The 18,410-nt window shown below is 69.4% G+C and carries 10 protein-coding genes; 1 reads left to right on the forward strand and 9 read right to left on the reverse strand.

Translation table 11 applies throughout. The annotated features are described in order from the left end of the window. Positions 1-254: 254 nt before the first annotated feature. Positions 255-1,082: a carbon-nitrogen hydrolase family protein gene (locus OIE69_RS43720; RefSeq protein ID WP_326581681.1), complete on the forward strand. Its 828-nt coding sequence runs from the start codon at positions 255-257 to the stop codon at positions 1,080-1,082. A gap of 65 nt (positions 1,083-1,147) precedes the next feature. On the opposite strand, the gene OIE69_RS43725 is transcribed toward OIE69_RS43720, so the two are convergent. The 9 genes from OIE69_RS43725 to OIE69_RS43765 all read right to left on the reverse strand — a co-directional run bounded on the left by OIE69_RS43725 (position 1,148) and on the right by OIE69_RS43765 (position 18,393). Continuing rightward, positions 1,148-6,454, reverse strand: a complete 5,307-nt coding sequence (locus tag OIE69_RS43725; protein ID WP_326581682.1) for a condensation domain-containing protein — start codon at positions 6,452-6,454, stop codon at positions 1,148-1,150. Next, complete coding sequence (locus tag OIE69_RS43730) at positions 6,447-6,710, reverse strand: acyl carrier protein (RefSeq protein WP_326581683.1); 264 nt, start codon at positions 6,708-6,710, stop codon at positions 6,447-6,449. The genes OIE69_RS43725 and OIE69_RS43730 overlap by 8 nt, the downstream gene beginning before the upstream one ends. A gap of 10 nt (positions 6,711-6,720) precedes the next feature. After that, on the reverse strand, positions 6,721-7,974 hold the full coding sequence (locus OIE69_RS43735) for a condensation domain-containing protein (RefSeq protein WP_326581684.1): 1,254 nt from the start codon (positions 7,972-7,974) through the stop codon (positions 6,721-6,723). A gap of 91 nt (positions 7,975-8,065) precedes the next feature. Further along, entirely contained in the window at positions 8,066-8,881 is an 816-nt protein-coding gene (locus tag OIE69_RS43740; protein ID WP_326581685.1) for a hypothetical protein, read from the reverse strand. Between the two features lie 13 nt (positions 8,882-8,894). Further along, positions 8,895-10,544, reverse strand: a complete 1,650-nt coding sequence (locus OIE69_RS43745; protein ID WP_326581686.1) for a condensation domain-containing protein — start codon at positions 10,542-10,544, stop codon at positions 8,895-8,897. Then, entirely contained in the window at positions 10,541-13,117 is a 2,577-nt protein-coding gene (locus OIE69_RS43750) for an FkbM family methyltransferase (RefSeq protein WP_326581687.1), read from the reverse strand. The genes OIE69_RS43745 and OIE69_RS43750 overlap by 4 nt, the downstream gene beginning before the upstream one ends. Beyond that, positions 13,110-14,066: a TauD/TfdA family dioxygenase gene (locus OIE69_RS43755; protein ID WP_326581688.1), complete on the reverse strand. Its 957-nt coding sequence runs from the start codon at positions 14,064-14,066 to the stop codon at positions 13,110-13,112. Before OIE69_RS43755 ends, OIE69_RS43750 begins: the two co-directional genes overlap by 8 nt. Then, complete coding sequence (locus OIE69_RS43760; RefSeq protein ID WP_326581689.1) at positions 14,063-15,307, reverse strand: Zn-dependent hydrolase; 1,245 nt, start codon at positions 15,305-15,307, stop codon at positions 14,063-14,065. The genes OIE69_RS43755 and OIE69_RS43760 overlap by 4 nt, the downstream gene beginning before the upstream one ends. Next, on the reverse strand, positions 15,307-18,393 hold the full coding sequence (locus tag OIE69_RS43765) for an amino acid adenylation domain-containing protein (RefSeq protein ID WP_326581690.1): 3,087 nt from the start codon (positions 18,391-18,393) through the stop codon (positions 15,307-15,309). The genes OIE69_RS43760 and OIE69_RS43765 overlap by 1 nt, the downstream gene beginning before the upstream one ends. Between the last annotated feature and the right edge of the window lie 17 nt (positions 18,394-18,410).

Below are 18,410 nucleotides of genomic sequence, written 5' to 3' on the forward strand. Positions count from 1 at the left end.
TCCGGCCTGGAGGGATGCCGGCGCCACCGCTCCATCGGTGGGGCCGCAGCCGAGTAGATGCGGAGTCGACACTATTCAGATTGCGCCATAATTCCGATTTGCCGGATGATAGGACTATCTGTCGTTTATGTTCTGTGCCCCTCGCGTCTAGGAAGGCAACCGTGCTCCGTCCCACCGTCAGCCCGTCCGCGCCACCCACACCAGCGTGGGATCTGCCGCACCACGCGGATGCGGTCCGTCGTCTGCGTCTGGCTGTGGCGCAGACCATCGTCCCGGAAGACCCGTCCGACCCAGCGCTTCTTCGGGCGAGTGGGGCTCAGATCCGCTCGCTGATGCGTGATGCTGCTGTTGCTGGAGCCAGGCTGGTCCAGTTCCCCGAGGGGGCAATCGTCTACCCCGACCCAGATGCCATGCCGAAAGGGGACCAAGGGAGGGCAAGCTGGACGAAGACAGCGTGGGATGTCATCGGAGAAGAGGAGGAGTCGATCCGGTTACTCGCTGGCGAGCTCGGCGTGTGGGTGGCATTCGGCACCATCCGTCCTCTGTCCGTAGCCGCGCCCCCACGGAACTCCCTGCTGGTCGTGTCCGAACGGGGAGAGATTGCTGCCAGGTACGACAAGCGGATTCTCTCGCACACTGAGGCCACTCGCCTCTACTCCCCCGGCAGCGAGCCAGTGGTGTTCGAGATCGATGGGCTGAGGGTCGGCTGTGCGTTGTGTATAGAGGCAAATTTCCCCGAAATTTTCGCCCAATACGAGGCGCTCGATGTGGACCTGGTCCTGCTGTCGGTGATGGTGGACGACGCCGCCCGCGCACTCGTCGCCCAGGCATACGGAACACTCTTCAACTACTGGATCGGCTACTCGGTGCCTGCACAGTTCGGCCGCACAGCCCCCGCTGGGATCATCGGTCCGGGCGGCCGATGGCTTGCACGCTGCCCGGCAGCGAACCGTCCAAGCCTGGCGGTGATGGACCTAGACCTGGACGCCGCAGACGATGACATCGCAGTTGGCCTGCGACTGGCACGGCCCTGGCGCCGGCTGGCACGAATGCAGAGCCGCAAGGCCGGACTGATCGACTGACCTGCCCGTGACCGATCGCCCACCACCGACCGTCGCTGGCCACCGCTCTAAGGGGTCCGCTGCGGCTACTCCCAGGGACTGCGGTCCGCCCCGGCTGCGTACTGCCGCACGCTCTCCCCTGCGCGCTGGAGCAGAGCAGCAGCGGATGCGCCGTCGAGCGTGCACAGGCGGAGGTCAAGCTGGTCGTCTTCACGGATGACCGCGGTGATCTGCCGGGGCCAGTGGAACCGGTCCCGGGACTGCAAGACCGCGAGTTGAGTTCGGTTGCGTGCAGGGCGCGGTGCGGCGACGAAGTTGAAGGAGACTGCCGAGGCGGGGTCCCACTGCCGCCAGCCCGAGGCTGTTCTGCGGAGGACGGCAAGCGAGGCAGCCTCGCTCGTGTACACGCGCTGCTGGAGCTGGGCGGGCTCGTCGGCGGCTAACGGGACGGGACTGAAGTACCAGAGCATGCCCCAGGCGTCGTTGGCATGGGCGATCTGGTTGTCGCGCCCGTTGGCTACGAGGTAGAGCGTCGTGGTCTCGTCTGCGGCGACGGCCTGACCAGTTAGCGCGGCCAGGCAGGCTCGGAGGTTGGTGTGCTGAGCCGCGGCTCGGGCGCGGCAGGCGCGTACGGTCTGCGCGGGAATCACGAGGTGATGTTCGTCTGGCTGCTTCAAAGCCCCGGTGAGCGGCGGAGAGGGGCGTGCGACGGCGCTGGCGGCTGCCTCGCGTCCCAGATGCCGTAGCACGGGGGCGGAAGTCGGGCCTGGCGGGAGAGGGCTGCCGTCTGCCAGCAGAGCGAGCTGGTGGAGGAGATGCCGGTTGCTGTGTCCGTCAAGCAGCGCGTGATGGGTCTCCATGCAGAGAAACAGACCGGCGTCGCCTGTGAAGGCGGTCATCGTGGCAAGCGGAGCTCCGTGACTGGCTTGCTGCACATCGATGTGGGGAGGTGCTGCCATCCATGCGTGGGCCGTCTTCCGGTCTCCGGGTTCGATCCGCAGGCACGTCCTGGTGTCGGGTATCCATCGCTGGATGATCGTGGCGGTCCTGGTGTCGGTGTGGAAGCGGCGGTGGAGGACATCAAGACCGTCCAGCCAGTGTTCGAGCCGTTTGAGGAACCGTCCCTGCTCGCTGGGCGGCACAGAGAGGTGGATCATCTGGCGTGGGAGATAGACCCCGGCCTGCGAGCCGCAGCCTGCGAAGTGGAGCATCAGTTGCTGCATGGCGCTGGCGTGGGCCTGCAGCGCTCGCTGCTGCCGTCTCGTCGGGCGCGTGGGCTTCAGATCCTCCGGCGTACCGATTGCTGTGGTGACGGATTTGAGGATGCTCGCGGCCTCCTGGGGGGATGTGGTGTCGCCGTGGCTTAGCGTTGCGGTGGTGCCCTCCTCGCCTGCGCGGAAGGTCAGAGCGAGGGGGTACGGGGTGAGCGGCGCGGGGTTGGCCGGAGCTAGCGCTTGGATGCGCTGTTCCAGGGCGTCCGGCGATGCGCCGGTGTCCTGGATGTCGACGGCGACGCGCCCTACTGTCGATCCGAGGTCGGCTCGCCCGCTCCAACGCAGCGCTCCATAGCCGGCGCCCTGGTCCGGGACGTCAGCCAACTCCGAGGCCAGGTGCGCGATCGCCTCAGCCGTGGGCAGGTAGGGGGCGAGGACTGGGTGGTGGAGTCCGAACCAGCCGACGGCGTCGCTCAGGTCCAGTTCCGGGTGGCTGCGCCCGTTGCGTTCCAGGTCAATGACTGTGGGCTGGCCGCCGCTGTAATGGCCCAGCGCTTGCCCGGTCGCCGCGAGCAGGACTGCGGCCGGGCTGTGCTGCCAGCGCCGAGTGAGCTCGTTCAGGGATGGCAAAGTGATGCTGGTCTGCCGCAGCCGGGAGGTGAGCGGGTTCTGGGGCGTGGTGAGGCCGCCACCCAATATCGTGCGCCATAGGCCAGCCTCGGCGTCGTAATGACCGGCCGCGGTCTGGTGCTCGGTCAGCTCGGCGAGTTCCTGATAGGCCTGGTCCTCGGGAAAATTGGCTCCATCTAGCGCGAGCGCTAGCCGTCGGCGAATCGCGGTCCAGGACCAGGGGTCGACGGCCAGATGGTGGCCAAACAGGACGAGGCGTGCCGATCCGTCGTCTCGTTGGACGGCAAGCACGGCGAGCATGCGCCCGGTAACCGGGTTTACGCTGTGCTGGGTCTTGGCCAGCGCCTGTCGCAGCTGCTCGGGGGCAGGGTCGCTCTCGGCCACGGTGACGACCAGAGGCTGATACGGGGACACCACGGTGAGGAACTGGTCGCGCCGGTCACTGCGGCAGCGCAGCGCCGGAGTGCTCTCAACGAGGCGTTCGAGTGCTGAGGCGAGCTGCGCTGCGGGGGGCATGCGGTCGAAGTCGATGCTGTGGCGCAGGGTCCACCGCCGCCAGGCGGGGATGTTCAGTTGGTGCATCCACCGGCCGGTGGGGGTGAGTGGAAAGCGCGGGCTCCTGTGCCGGGCAGAGCCCTGAGCGCGGCCGCGGGAGAGCCGGCCTTCGAGGTCGCGGTAGCAGGGGTACTGATAAACGTCGGCGGAGGTGAGTTGGAGTCCGGCCTGGCGCAACCGGGTCAGCAGGTGCAGGACGGTGAGCGAGTCTCCCCCGTCCTGGAAGAAGTGGCTGCCCGGGCCTGGCGTGGTCCGTAGCAGATGGCGCCAGAGGCGGCCAAGCACCGTGCCATCGCTACCTGGCTGGGGAGACTGTGGCATCGGCTGTGGGAGGAGACCAACGAGTGCGTCGTCGTCGGGCTTGCCGGAGGGGTGGGCGGGGACACTGTCGACCTGGATCACCTGGTGAGGCCAGTGGGACGGAGGCAGTAGCTGCCGGAGTCTGGCCGTCAGTTCCTCGGTGTCGGGACAGCTCTCGGCGAAGAGCAGGAGCCGCACGGAGTCGTCATGGCGGTTTGCCAGAGCACGCGCAGCCGTGCACAGCCCGGTGCGGGTGGCTTGGTTCTCGAGGGCATCGAGCTCCACCCGGTGGCCGCGGATCTTGACCTGGCGGTCGATGCGGCCGAGATGGACCAGTCCGGCGGGCGTGTGTACGGCGCGGTCGCCGGTGAAGTACCAGAGGCCGGCGGTGCCCGGTAGGGCATGGAAGGCGCCGGCGGTGAGTTCGGGCTGGTTTAGGTAGCCATCGGCGAGGCCTGCGCCGGTCAACGCCAGCTCTCCGGGGGTTCCGGGAGGGGCAGTGGCGGCCCGGTCGATGACGACCCGGGTGGCCAGCCCGCGTATGGGCCAGCCGATGGGCACCGGGTCGCCGGCCCCGGGAATCGACTCGTGGACGGTGGCGGTGACTGTCGCCTCGGTGGGTCCGTAGATGTTGAACGTGCGTGCCGGGGCGAAGCGGTCGAGGTCGGTGCGGCGGCAGCTGTCCCCGGCCGAGGCGATCATCTTGAGGTCGGGCAGGCGCATATCGGGGTCGAGGCTTCGGAGTAGGCCGGCTGGGAGGAAGCAGTGGGTGATGCGGTGGTGCCGCAGTTGCTCGGTCAGCGGCATGGTTCCGATGGGGTCGCCCTGGATGAGGGTCGCTCCTAGGACCAGCGCCGTGGTGACGTGGCAGATCCAGGGGTCGACGGTCGGCGGGGCCACCAGCAGCACCCGGCTGTTGCTGTCGAGGCTGAAGCGGTCCTGTTCTCCGTGGATGAGGTTGGTGAGGGCGGCCAGGCCGACTGCGACGCCTTTCGGGCGGCCGGTGGACCCAGAGGTGTGGATCACGTAGGCAGGCGGGGCTGGCAGGACGTCCTGATCCTCGGTGGGAGGGACCATCGTGGGGTGGACGCCGGCACGGTCCAGACGCAGCGCCGCGGGCCGGGCGGGTGGCTTGTCGTCGTAGGGGATGTAGGTACAGCCCAGTCGCAGACAGGCCAGCCAGGCCGCGGCTCGGTCGGCGAGACGGAGTCCGCCGACGAGGACCTCGCTTCCCCTCCGCGCGCCCGCGTGCTGCAGCGCCTCAGCGGTAGCGCTGGCCAGCTTGAGAAGCTGCGGGCCGGTGCACGCGGTGTCCGTGTCCAGGATGACGGTCCGGTCTGTCCGGCTCAGTTGCCGGACAGCGGATTCGTATAGCGGCGGACCTGTGAAGCTGGGTGTTGGGATGGCCATGGCCTGGACGCTGGCGCGATCCGTCGGGCTGAGTAGTTGGTCGGAGCAGAGCGGGGTGTCCGGCTCATCGGCGAGTGTGTGGAGGAACTGGCGGAAGGTGCCGGCCCACCGGCCGAGGTCGGTCGCGAGCGGGTCGGTGGCGCGGCCGGTTACCTCGACGGTGGTGGAGCCGTCATCCAGCGGGCGCACGACGGTGCTGAGCGCCGCGCCTTGGGGCGTGCTGTCGGCTGTGATCGGGGAGATGGTGATGCCGGGCAGGGACGGGGCACCGGGTGGGACGACCGCCTGCATGACGAAAGCGGTGGCTCCGGGTGCGGCCAGAGTGGGGGCTCCGGCGTCGTGCAGCTGGTCGGGGGCCACCATGACATGGTCGCGTGCCTCCAGGATGGCACGGTGAGTCACACGGATGTATTCCGGCAATCGGGAGTTCCAGGGTATGGCCAGCCGGAGCGGGAGCACGTGAGCGAACTGGCCGACGGTGTCGAGGTGCTCGTCGGTGCGGGTGTCGACGGCCACGTGGATGCTCAAGTCGCCGGTTCCCTGGAGTCGAGCCGTGGTGTGGGCGTGGGCCGCCATCAGGATGGCGGGCACGGTTGCGTGCGATGCTCGCGCGGCGCGGGCCAGGACGGCCGTCTGAGCGGGTGTCAGGTGCAGACGGAGCCGGGGCACAGTGTGCACCGGCTCCTGATCGGGTAAGAGCCGGGCCTGCGGAGCAGCGGTGAAGTCTGCGTACCGCCGGCGCCAGTAGGCGCCGGCCGCTTCGTCGGCCACCTGGGCGGCGAGGGCCTGGGCGAAGGAACCGGGTCGGTCGTGTCGGTCGCCCCGGTAGATCGCGGCCACGGTATTGAAGAGCAGCGGCATGGAGCGGCCGTCCGCGAGGGCGTGGTCGATGATCTCGGTGACCACCCAGGCGCGGTCGGCGACGCGATGCACGGTGATGTGGCCGATCAGGCCGTGAGCAAGGTCGTAGAGGCGGCCGAGTTCTTGGTGAAAGTCGTCGAGGATGGCCTGCATCGTCGACGTGACGGGCAGTCTGCTCGGCCGGTGGTCGAGGAGCCGTACGTCGATGCGGGCCTGGTCGCCGGTTTGCCAGGTGTCTCGGTCGGTCAGGTGCAGTCGCAACGCGTCGTGTTCTTGGGCGGCGGCGCGGTATGCCTCGGCGAGCCGGTCCGGGTCTAGGGGCCCGTCCAGGCGGAAGATCCGACCGGAGTTCGCCGTCAAATTACCGAGCCGCCGGGCCGCGAGCAGAGACATCTGCGCCGGGTGGGGCACGAGCTCAGACACCGGGCTCCTTCCGGCTCGCGATCATCGCGGACAGTTGTGTGACGGTGGGGTGATCGAGGAGATCGACGGCGCCCAGGCGCATGCCGTGACGGCGCTGGATCGCGCCTGCGAGCCTGACCACGCCGAGGCTGGTCAGGCCCTGTTCAAACAGGTTGGCATTTACGTCGACAGGCTGGTCGGTGATGGCCGCACAGGCGTCCAGCAGCCACGCGAGGTCGTCTATGGGCGGATCCTGCCGCGGTTCGGTCCGGTCCATGTGCGTGCTCTCATCCCTTCGCAGTCAGGCGGTTCAGGTGGTCCGTGGCACGTTCCAGCAGATCACTGGCCTGCTCATGAGTAAGGGTGGTGGGTGTCCAGGACGCCCGAAGGCGTCCTGGGCCGGTAGCCGAGGCAGACAGTTGCAGGCTCAGCGGGTGTTTCGGTCCCGCGTTCGGTGCGGCAAGTCGGCTCCAGATCACCGGTCCCAGTCTGCGGGCCCTGTCTGGTTGTTCGATGGCCAGGGAGATCTGCGGCCGTCTGACGGAGCGGCTGAGCAGTCCCGCTCGAGCGTGGGCGTGCTGGGAGGCGAAGTCGAGAGCATGTTGGCAGTGCTGAACGAGGCGGTCGCCGGAGGGTTCGACACGAATGGGCAGGAGTGCGGAGGCGACGAAGCAGCCGACGATGCCAGCCTCAGCGGCTGTCCGTCGCAGGCTCATCGGCATGTGCAGCACGATGCGTCCGTGCCCGGTTTGCTCGGACACGGCTTGGGCGACGGCTGCGACGTAGACCGCGGCTGGGCCGACGCTCAGCCGCGCGGACACCTTCGCGGTGTCCACGGGGCCAAGGGCGCGGACCTGTTGGCCGTAGGCGTCGGGGGCCGGCGGTTGCTCGAGATACTCGCTGTAGGGGCGGGTTTCGTGCCCTTCGCAGCGCTGTGCGACGGCTTCGGCGGCCGTGCGCGCGCTGGTGGACGCGGCGGGACTGGTGCTGGCCTCGGCCCAGCGGCTGTAGCGCAGGTCGGGGCTGTTGGGGGTCGAGATTGGCGGGCTACTGGCGCGGCGAACGACCTCGGTCCACAGCAGTTGGAGTGAATGCTCATCGGTGTACAAGTGATGTGTCGTCAGGGCGCAGACTGTGCTGGGGCCGGCGGGGGTGTCGGGGAGGCGGAAGAGGTGGAATCCGAGGCGGGGGCCGTTGCCCCAGAGGTCGTACGCGGCGCCCCGCTGGGTGGCCATCCATGCTTCGACCGTCGCGATGGCGCTGGCAGGGGCGAAGGAGCGCAGGTCGGTCTCTTCGGCGGGTACAAGCGCCGGACTGGGCCCCGCGCTGGCGCTGATTCGGTAGCGGTCGTCGAGGTCGAGGGTCCAGTGCAGGGCATCGTGCCGGGCGGCGGTGTCAGTCGCGGCTTGCCGCAGCGACTTCGCTGGGACAGCATCGACAATGATCGCGTTGACCATGGTGTAGGCAGCGGGGTCCGGATTGATGGTGCCGGCTTCGAGGATGGCCTGCTGCGGAGCTGAGAGTGTGCGTTGCTGTGTCACCTGGGTCCTCGCTCCCGCGCTGGTAGGCAGTGGTTTGCTCCGGCAGATGCCCGGGGTGCCGCGAGCGGCGGCCCCAGAGCCGCCGATGGGATCACCGCCTGTTGGCCCAGTAGCCGGTCATCAAGGTCTTGCGCAGGACGCCGTCCTGGCTGCCGGCGACGCCGTGGAGCGAGACGGGCGAGTTGGGCATGATGAACGCCCGGTTCGGGGCGAACTGCACCTGGTGGGCCATGCGGTGCGCGGCGTTGGAGCTGAAGTTCAAAAACTCTTGTTCCCCGGCGCGGCACTCGTACAGTGCGGTCCCGTAGCGGTTGACGCTGGTCTCGTCGGTGGCGCCCTCAAGCTGGAGGTAGACCACGATCGTCAGGAGCTTCGGTGCGGCGTCCAGGTGCGCGCCGAGCGCCTCGGTGGCGCCGGTGTCCTGGTTGGCGTAGAGCTTGAAGTTGGGCTGGTCCCGGTCCTGAAGTCGGTCCAGGCCCAGGTGTTCCTCCAGGGGGCCGGCGAATCGCTCGAACAGCGACTGGACGAATTCGGGGTGGCGCAGCGCCAGGCGGGTCCGGTTCCACGTTGCGGTGGCCATCGGCGCGTCGCTGCCCGCGAAGTTCTCGATGATGCGTTCCTTGCGGGTGCCGAGGTAGCCCTTGGGCTGGCCTTCCACGAAGCGGGCAACTGGGTCGAAGCCGGACTGCGAGGGCCAGTTCGCCAGGACGCTGCGGTAGAGGTCCTCGGGTAGGAAGTCGTCGATGGTGGCGAACGGGAACGGTTCGTCGTGCAAGGTCAGGCGGTCGAGGGTGGGGAGGAGCTCCGCGACGCTGACCGGGACGTCGGCGCCGATAACCCGCTGGTAGCCGTCAAGGTAGCGGGTCAGGCGCGGGTGGGCGGTGGTGGTCTTTCCGGTGGTGGTCACGGTGTTCCCTTCGTCAGCGCTGGCCCGGCGTCGCCGGTGCGGTGTGGTTGTCGATGAGGGCCGCGAGGGTTCGCAGGGTGGGTGCCTGGTAGAGGTCGCGGGGGTGGATCTGCGCGGTGAAGGTCTCCCTGATGGCTGCGACCAAGAGCGCCGCGAGCAGGGAGCTTCCTCCGATGTTGAAGAAGTGGCTGTCGGCGCTGATGTCGTCGGTGCCCAGCAGTTCGGTCCACACCCCTGCCAGGCGCTTCTCGGTGGGAGTGAGGTTGTCCGACACCACCTGGCTGGCGGGCTGTCGGCTGTGGGGGAGGGCGGGGCTCGGAAGCTGGTTGATGGTGGTATCCGGTTCGCTGAGCACCGTGGTGAGGACGGTCTGGAAATGGTCGAGGAGGCGGTGTGCCGTGGCGGCGGTGAGCTGATCGGCTCGGTAGGTGGCCCGGCACGCGATCATCTGGTTGCTGGGCCGCAGGTGCAGCTCGAACGGGTACCTGGTGTCGGCGCGCTCGATGGGCCAGGGCGTCGCGCTGAGGGCGTGGAGGCTGAGGTCGGCGGCGGGGAGATTGTCGTAGGCGAAGGAGATGTGGGTCAGCGGGCCGATACGGCCGGCATGGTCGATGGCGAGTTGCGCGGCGATCTCGGCGATGGGTGCGTCTGCGTGGTCGAGCGCGTCGATGACCTCTTCGCGGACTTGCCTGATCAGGGCGGTGATGGTGGTGGTGGGGTCGATGCGGCTGCGGATCGGCAGGACGTTGACGAAGAATCCGACGAGGTTCTCGAAGTCGGCTGTGGGACGGTCGCCTCGCGGTGTGTTGACGATCAGGTCCTGACGGCCCAGGAGGGTGCACATGGCAGCGGCGAAGGCCGCGTGCAGCACGATGAACTCGGTGGAGCCGGTGCGTTGGGCGAGCCCGAGCAGCTGACTGTGGGACACGCCGACGGACGGGATCTGGATCTCTCGGGCGCTGCCCGGCGGATCGTCGGTCTCCTCGGCCGCCAGTAACGGGGGCTGGTCTGCGACGCCGCGCAGTTGCTCGCGCCAGTAGGCCAGATCCGTGGCGTTGCGCGGCAGGTCTCGGGTCTCGGTTACGTAGTCGCCGAAGTTCACGGACAGTTTCGGGATGTCTGCGGTGGTTCCGGTGATGTGGGCGGTGTAGAGAGCGGACAGTTCCCGGGCGAATACGGACTTCGACCAGCCATCGCACACCAGGTGGCTCATCAGCCAGAACAGCACGTGTTCGTCAGCTCTCAGGCGCAGCAGCATGACTTTGAATCCGGGCTCGCTGGCGACGTCGAAGGGGCGCGCGGCCTCGGCTTCGATGATGCTGCGGGCCGCTGCGGGTCTCTCGGCGGGTGGGACAGGCTCGAGGTCGACCACGGGCAGCGGCACCGGGCTCGCCGGGTGGACCAGCTGCGCGGGCAGTCGGTTCGGTTCGAGCGATGACGGATCGGTGGCGGGAAAGGTGGTGCGCAGCACGTCGTGCCGCTCGACGATGCAGTCCAGGGCAAGCTGGAGAGCGGGTACGTCAAGAACTCCTGACAGGTGTACGGCGGTCGGCACGTTGAGGGCGACCGGTCCGCTCGCGGCGGTCTGCAGCAGCATGCCTTGCTGGCCGGCGGTGAGAGGGCGGCTCCTGGTATGCGGCGGGCTGGTGGCTGAGGCCGTCATGGGGCGGTGTCCTCCTGGGAACGGGTGAGCGCGGCGCAGAACGCGTCGAGGACGGGGTGGTCGAACAGGGCGCGCACGCTCAGCTGCGGGTGCCCGCTGCGGCGCAGCCGATTGACGACACGGGCCGCGGACAGAGAGGTGCCGCCGCTGAGGAAGAAGTGCTGCCCCGGGGCAACCGGGCGGCCGAGGATCTCGGACCACAGGGCGGCAACTGCCTGGAACTGCGGTTCGTCGGCGTTGTGGTGACCGGCCGCGCTCTGTCCGGAAGCGGGAGAGGAGGCGAGCAGACGTGCCACCGCCCGGCGGTCGGGCTTTCCGCTGGCGGTGCGCGGCATCCGGGCCAGCCCGGTGACGGCGGCTGGGCGATGGGTGTGCGGCAGGCGGCTGTTCACCCAGGCGAGCAGGTCGCGCTCGTCGATGAGGACGGTCTCTCGGACCGTGCCCGGGGTGGCAGCCGGTGAGGCGGGGCTTCTGGCGTAGCCGGGGCGGCGAGCGTACAGGTAGTGCAGGCCGGCGCCCTGTGACATGGGGTCGGCTTCGGTGACCGTGTGGAAGCCGCGGGTGTGGAGCTGGTGTACGAGGTCAGCGAGCCGGCCGTCGATGTCGTGGACCTCGGCGACGATCTGGTGGATGCCCGGCCAGTGGCGCTCGTCGATGCCGGCGAGGACGTCGGCCTCGGCCTTCTGCACGTCGATCTTCAGCAGGTCGACGTCGTTCACCCCGGCCGTGTCGAGCACGTCGGACAGACGCAGGACCCGGCAGGGGAACAGGTGACCGCGCAGCTTCCCCTCGATGATGTCGGTGGCTTGCTCGTGCCAGGCTTCGGCGTCGTCCACGGCGCCCGTCTCGATTTCGCGGCGGGCGATGGCGTGCAAGGTGTCGGCATCGGCGACGGGGTCGGGGTGGAGGGTGGACAGCCCGGTCGCCCCCGGGTACCAGGTGATCTCGGCGGTCCCGGTGTGGCTGCCAAGGGCCGCTTCGAGGAGCTGCACGGTGGCGGCCGAGTTCATCTGCAGGTTCGCAGCGCACAACTGGTAGGTGGGCGGGCATGGTTCGAAGGCGATGACCCGGGCGGCACGCTGGGCCAGGGATAGGGAGAACAACCCGATGTTGGCCCCGGCATCGATGACCGTGGCGTCACTCGGTACGACGATGCCGTGCCGTTCGTACACGCGGTGCTGGTAGATCTCCTCGTGCATGTGAGTGGTTTCGGGCGGGTTGGCCTCGAGGACGCGCAGTTGCGCGTCGACGTGGCGCAGCGGGTGGGCGCTGTCGTCGATCAGGTGTCCGGGACGCAGCTGGACGGCGACGTGAATGCGCGGGTCCTGGTTGGGGGCGGTGAGCGGGACTGCGACGGCTTCCAGAACGGCCGGGTGGGTACGCAGAGCTGTCTCGACCGCGTTCAGGTCGACTAGTTTCCCGGCCACCTTGACCTGGCGGTCGGCGCGGCCGGTCAGCACGATCCGGCCGGCCTCGTCGACGCGAGCGAGGTCGCCGGTGAGATGCCAGCGGCGGCCCTCCCGGGTCACGAACCGGGTGTCCTGTTCGCCCTGCTGATAGCGGTAGCCGCGTGCCAGGCCGGGGCCGGACACGGCCAGCACCTCGCTTCGTCCATCGCCGGGCTCCTCCTGCTGCGGGTGGAGCGCGACGTGGGTGCCGGGCAGCGGGGCGCCGATCGGGAGGTAGCCGTCTGCCGGCAGGGCCGACGTGGTCACCAGATGGGCGGCGACGATGCCAGCAGTCTCGGTCAGCCCGTACATCGCGAAGAACCGCGACTCGGGCAGCAGCGTGGTCCAGCGCCGGGCGAGGGCGGCGGGGATGGGTTCGCTGGCAGCCATGATCCGGCGCAGGCCCGTGGCAGCGAGCGCGGCCGGCGTCTGGGTGTCGGCCAGCAAGGCAAGAAGAGACGGGACAGTGTCGAGGCTGGTGACGTGCTCGGTGGTGATGAGCGCGAGCAGGGCGTCGGGGTCCTGGCGCTGTGTCTCGTCGGCGACGACGACGCACGCGCCGTAGAGCAGGGGCAGGAACAGTTGCCGGACCGAGGAGGAGAAGCTGAGGGGTGCCAGGAGCAGGCAGTCGTCCTCGGGGGTGATCTCGGTGAGCTGGTTCAGGGCTGCGAGGTTGTGCAAGACCGCTTGGTGTGGGACTTCCACCAGTTTCGAGGCCGCGGCGGTACCGGATGTCGGCATGACGTAGGCGATGCCGTCGGTGACCGGGGCCTCGTCGGGCGAGAACGGGACGAGGGTGGCGTCGTGGAGGAGGAAGTGCGGCTTGGCCCGGTCGGTGATCTGTTCCGGGTCGTGCGCGGGGTCGAGCGGGAGGTAGGCGCACCCGCAAGCCATGACGGCCAGCAGATCCAGGAGCGCGGGCACGGACCGTGCGACGTCCACGCCGACCAGGGCACCTGGGGCCAAGCCCTGCCGGCGCAGTGTATCGGTGTGTTCGTGGATGCGGTCGGTCAGATGGCGGTAGGTCAGTTGGTCGCCGGGCAACCGCAGCGCGGAGGCATCGGGCTGGGCGCAGGCGACGATCTGCAACGCGGCGATCAGGTCGGCGGGGGCCCGGTCAGGCATGGAACGTCACCGCCTTGACGTCGGAGACGGTGACCGGCCCGCCCATCGCGACCAGGATGGTGCGCTCGCCGTGGAAGGCGCGGCGGCCGTGGGCGGTCAGCATGTTGTCCAGCAGCAGGACATCGCCGAGCTGCCAGTCGAACTGGTGGGTCTCCTCGCGCAAGACGGTGCGGGTCAGGGTGAGCAGCTCAGCGGGGATCTCCGCGCCGACGCCGGTGCGCGCGTGCATCGGCATCTGGTCGCCGAACAGGTCGCGCCACAGCTCCTCGCGGTCGGGCCCGCCGTGGGAGGCGTGCCACAGGTGCATCTGGTTGAACCACACCGGCTCGCCGGTGACCGGGTGGTGGATCGCGGTCGGCAGGGTCTGGGCGGTGCGCAGGGTGTCGTCGGGCAGCCAGGCGTGGTCGATGCCGTGCTCGGCGCAGTAGCGGCTGACCTCGTCCTTGTCGTCGGTGCCGAACGACTGCCGCCAGCTGATGCCCGGCCCGTCTGCGCCTGTCTGGTGCCGGATGTAGGTGACCTGGTCGGGGATCTGGCCCGCAGAGGCGGTGGCGCGGGCGAAGACGGTTCGCCCGTCGACGAGCGGGGTTTGTCCACCATGCCCGAGGGCCGGCGGCTGCGCGCAGTAGAACGCGATCCGGGCCGGCCACAACGGGCTGTAAGCGAGCTCGTGGTGCGGCGGAATGTCCTGGGTGCTGTCCCATTCGGTGCTGGTGTAGACGCCGTCGGTGACGGGCGTGCGCGGGGAGGCGCCGTGGACGTAGGGCAGGAGGTCGCCGAGGAAGGGGCGGACGGCGTGCCGGAACTCCTGCGGGCCGCTCACGGTGAACCCGCGCAGCAGGACCGCGCCGGTGGCGGCGAGCGTCTGCTCTACCTGGCCTGCGTGCTGGCTGGTCCAGGTGGCGAGCGGGACGGATGTTGGTGCGGTGAGGGTACGCGGGATGGTCATGGGAGGCTCCCCGGGCGTGAGGTGAGCGCGAGCGCGGTGTCCTGGAGCATCTGTGCGCCCAAGACCAGGTCATCGGGGCTGGTGTCCTCGTGCGGGACATGACTGACACCACCGAGGCTGGGCACGAAGATCATCGCGACAGGGGTGATGGCCGCCATCATCTGAGCGTCGTGCCCGGCTCCGCTGGTGAGGGGCAGCGTCGGCACCGCGCGCCGGGCGGCCGCCGCGGCGATCGACCGGCGCAGGGCCGCGTCGGTGAGCACTGGCTTGGAGGATGCGGCTCGGGTACACGATGCCTTCACCGTGCGGCGCTGCGCGATGCTCTCGATTCGGCGCACGGCCTCATCGGCCGCCTGGTGCAGCTGCGCTTCATCGGCATCGCGCACATCGACGGTCAGGCGCACGAGGCCCGCGATGGTGTTCGGTGAGTTGGGCGCGGCCTCGAGTCGGCCGACTGTGGACACCTGGCACCAGCCGGTGGCGGGCAGACCTTCGACAGCGAGGACGATCTCCGCGGCGGCAGTGAGCGCGTCGGAGCGGCCGGGCATCGGGGTGGTGCCGGCGTGGGCGGCCGCGCCCATGAGCTCGACTTCCAGTTGGACACGTCCCACGATGGCGTCGACGATGCCGATGGGGATGCGCTCGCGTTCCAGTACCGGGCCCTGCTCGATGTGCAGTTCGAGGTAGGCCAGGAGCTGATGCGGGTCCAGGCGGGCCTGGTCAATGGCGTCGAGATTGCCGCCGGCCCGGGCCATCGCGTCCCGCAGGAGGGTGCCGTCATAGGCGGTGGGCGCTGCGGCGGGCGTGGGCAACTGCCCACTGGCGGCCAGCGATCCCCAGAACGGCTGTGGGTGCAGCGCCCCTTCCTCGTTGGCGAAGGCGACCGCTGTGACCGGGTGCGCGAGGCTCAGGGAAGTGAGGTTCTCCACGGCTTCCAGGGCGGAGGCCACCCCGTAGACCCCATCCAGCGGACCGGCGTCGACGACGGTGTCCAGATGCGAGCCGAGAACCAGCGTGGTCGTGCCGGGGCGCGGGCGCGGCCCGAGCCACAGATTCCCGGCAGCATCCACGGCGGCGGGGAGACCGGAGTTCTCGGCTTCGTGGACCATGTAGCGGCGGGCTTCGAGGTCCGCGGGGCTGAAGCCGGGGCGGGTCACACCGCCACTCTCAGACCTGCCGATCTGGGCGAGCTCCGTGATACGGCGCAGGAGCCGGTCCCGGTTGACGGGCTGGGCGGGCATCAGTTCACCTCCCCTTCCGGTGCTGTCGACGCGGCCGGGTGGTGGAGTTGGTGCGCCTCGGCTGCGTGAACGCACAGCTCCCCCAGACGCGGCGACCGGTCGACGGCATTCAGAGCGACTCGGGTGGGCAGGGAGAGGGTGCGGGCGAGCAAGAGGGCGGCACCGGTCGTCCAGGCCAGCGTGCTGGGCAACTCGCTCGGTGCGTCGGCGGTCGGCTTCAGGCCCAGGGCATCGGTCACCTGCCGGCCGATGGCGTTGTCCATAGCAGCCTGTTCGGTGGCTTGGTGCCTGGCGTTACCGGGTGCCGGGAGCGCTGAGCGGTCGACCTTGCCGTTGGCGTTGAGTGGGACGGCGGGGATGGGGATCAGGTGAGTGGGGACCAGGTGGTCGGGCAGCCATATGGCCAGGTGCCGGCGCATCTGTCCGCTGTCGACCGGCGCGGTGGCGACGTAGTAGCCCGCCAAGGCCAGAAGTTCGCGGCGGCTGCCGACCGCCGTGACGATGGCCTCAGTGACCTGCGGGTGGCTGGTCAGTGCGGCCTCGACCTCGGCGGGTTCGACTCGATATCCGCGGATCTTCACCTGCTGGTCCCGGCGACCCAGGAACTCAATGCTTCCTCCGGGCTGCCAGCGGCCGATGTCGCCGGTGCGGTACATCCGGGCAGCCGGGTCGACTGCGAACGGGTCGGACAGGAACCTCTCGACGGTCAGCTCTGGCCGACCGCGGTAGCCGCGGACCACGCAGGCGCCGCCGATGTACAACTCGCCGGGGACACCGACGGGAACCGGCTGATGGTCCCCGTCGAGGACGTACATGGTGGTGTTGGCGATCGGGCGGCCGATGGGGACGAGCTCAACGCCGAGATCGACGGTGTCGTCGATCATGTGGACGCTGTTGCCGACGGACGCTTCGGTGGGCCCGTATTCGTTCAGGATCTGTGCGTGCCTGGTCGGTTCCCGGTCGCGCCAGTGGGCCAGGGTGCGGGTCGTGAACGCGTCCGCGCCCACCGCCAGCATGCCGGTCAGTGCCTTGGCCTGGTCCGCGGTGAGGAGCTCGGCCAGCGCGTCGAGCTGTCCGGGAGTCAGTTTCAAGAACGCGAACGGAGCGTTCTGCGCCAGCGCCTCGGTGATCTGGAAGAGGTCGGCTCTCTCCGGGATCATCAGAACGCGCTGCCCGGCGAGCAGTGGCGCGTACAGGTTCGGAACGACCATGTCGTAGGCGACGCTGGAGAACACCGCACCGCCGCCGGTGCGCTCGCCGATGTACTGCTCGACGCACCAGTGCAGGTAGTTCACCAGGCCGCGGTGTGGCACCTCGACGCCCTTGGGCAGACCGGTGGACCCAGAGGTGTAGATGACATAGGCCAGGTCGTCACCAGTGACTTCCGGAAACTCCGTCGGCGTGTCGGGCTCGGTGTCGCCGCTGGTCAGATCCCGGATTTCCAAGGCCGTCCACGGGCCTTCTGGGGTACTGGCGGCGTAGGTGGCGTCGCTGAGAACCAGGGTGACCTTCGCGTCATGCAGCATGTGCACGGTCCGGCTCTCCGGTGCGAGCGGGTCCAGCGGGAGGTAAGCCGCGCCGGCCTTCATGACCGCGACGAAGGCCACCAGTTGGTCCGCGTTCCGGCGAGCCCGGACTGCGACGATCGCCTCGGGGCCTATGCCGAGCTGGGCGAGCCGGGCCGCGACTCGGGTAGCGCGTTCGTCCAGGTCGCGGAACGTCAACTGCTGGTCCGGGTCCTGGACGGCGACGTGGTCGGGGGTTCGGCGGGCCTGGTCCTGTAAGAGCTTGTGCAGCGGGGTCTGCAGGTCCCAGCCTCCCTGCGGCCCCTGCCAGGCGGCCATCGTCAGGTTCTCGTGCGGCCGCGTCAGGACCAGCGGCTCAGCAGAGTTGGGCGGCAGTGCCAAGGCGGTTTGGTGAACCTCGGCCAGTGCCCGCATCTGCGCCGGGTTCAGGCGCGTGGAGACGAGCTGCAGCTCGGTGCTTCCGGTGCGGGGGCAGTGGATCAGGTGCAGCAGCACCGTTGCGTCCGCTGGGTGGGTGGTGGCCGGTCCAAGCGCGGTGCCTCCCAGTGGGATGAGCTCGCTGGTTTCCGGGTCGGCCATGTCGGCGGCGGGCCCGTGTGCGTCGACGAGGACCTGCGTGTCCACGACGTCCACCACGCCGAGGCTCCGAGCGATCTCGTAGACGGTGTCCGAGGCCGCCGCAGCCAGCAGGGCGCGGCCAGCACCGGGCTGCTCGCCGTCGAGGCGGCCGGTGCTCTCGGTCGGCGGCACAGGGACGCTGGTCACGATCAGGCGTCGGCGGCTGCTCAGTTGGACGGCGACGTTCGGGGCCGGGCGGCCGGTGGCGATACGCACCGCCGCGAGGTGCGCGCTGATCAAGGACTCCAGCGAGTGGCCGGGGCCGACCGGTACTCGGGCCTGGACCGGTTCACCCGGAGAGGGTGCGGCCGTGTCGCCTGCGGGCAGAGTGGGCTGGGTGATCCAGAACCGGGGCTGCTGCGCCCCGTCCTGTACCTCCGTTCCGGCCACAGGTGGCACTGCGGACGGCAGGGTCAGATCGGCTACGTTCCGATGGGATACGGCAGGGGCCTGCTGGTGGTAGCGGTGCAGGACCGCGGCCAGAGCCTGGGTCTGCTGTCCCAGGGTCAGTGCGGCCGGGTTGTGGACCAGCAAGAGAGCGGCGACACCGGGGCCGGTGATCAGCCCGAAGCGTACGGCCGGCGACAGTCTCTCGGGGTCGGGATGGATCCGGGTGACCTCACTCCCCCAGGCCGCGGCCAGCGCACCGACCTTCGTCAGGGGTTCCACGGGCGCATCGCCAAGGTCATGGACGGTCAAGGGCGACGGCTCGTTTAGAGACCGCCACACCGGCATGGTCTCGCACAGGGTCAGTGCCTTGCGCAGCCCGGGCAGATCCTTGGCGGCGGCACGGTAGGCAGCTTCGAGGCGTCCGCGGTCGGGCACGAAAGCGAGCTGGAGGTGGACGACGGCTGCGCCAGCGCGCGCCCCCACGCGTAGCAGCGTCAACTCGTCCGCATCCAGGGCCCCGGCCGGAGCCGATGACGTTGCGGAGGTGGTCATGATGCTCTCTTTCGGCA

The organism is Actinacidiphila glaucinigra, assembly GCF_035918135.1.
Taxonomy (GTDB): Bacteria; Actinomycetota; Actinomycetes; order Streptomycetales; family Streptomycetaceae; genus Actinacidiphila; species Actinacidiphila glaucinigra.

Bases quoted from the DNA above. Each gene is read 5' to 3' on its own strand.
- OIE69_RS43730 (WP_326581683.1), bottom strand. From the start codon at position 6,710: ATGGACCGGACCGAACCGCGGCAGGATCCGCCCATAGACGACCTCGCG.
- OIE69_RS43755 (WP_326581688.1), bottom strand. From the start codon at position 14,066: ATGACCATCCCGCGTACCCTCACCGCACCAACATCCGTCCCGCTCGCC.
- OIE69_RS43750 (WP_326581687.1), bottom strand. From the start codon at position 13,117: ATGCCTGACCGGGCCCCCGCCGACCTGATCGCCGCGTTGCAGATCGTC.
- OIE69_RS43745 (WP_326581686.1), bottom strand. From the start codon at position 10,544: ATGACGGCCTCAGCCACCAGCCCGCCGCATACCAGGAGCCGCCCTCTC.
- OIE69_RS43760 (WP_326581689.1), bottom strand. From the start codon at position 15,307: ATGCCCGCCCAGCCCGTCAACCGGGACCGGCTCCTGCGCCGTATCACG.
- OIE69_RS43765 (WP_326581690.1), bottom strand. From the start codon at position 18,393: ATGACCACCTCCGCAACGTCATCGGCTCCGGCCGGGGCCCTGGATGCG.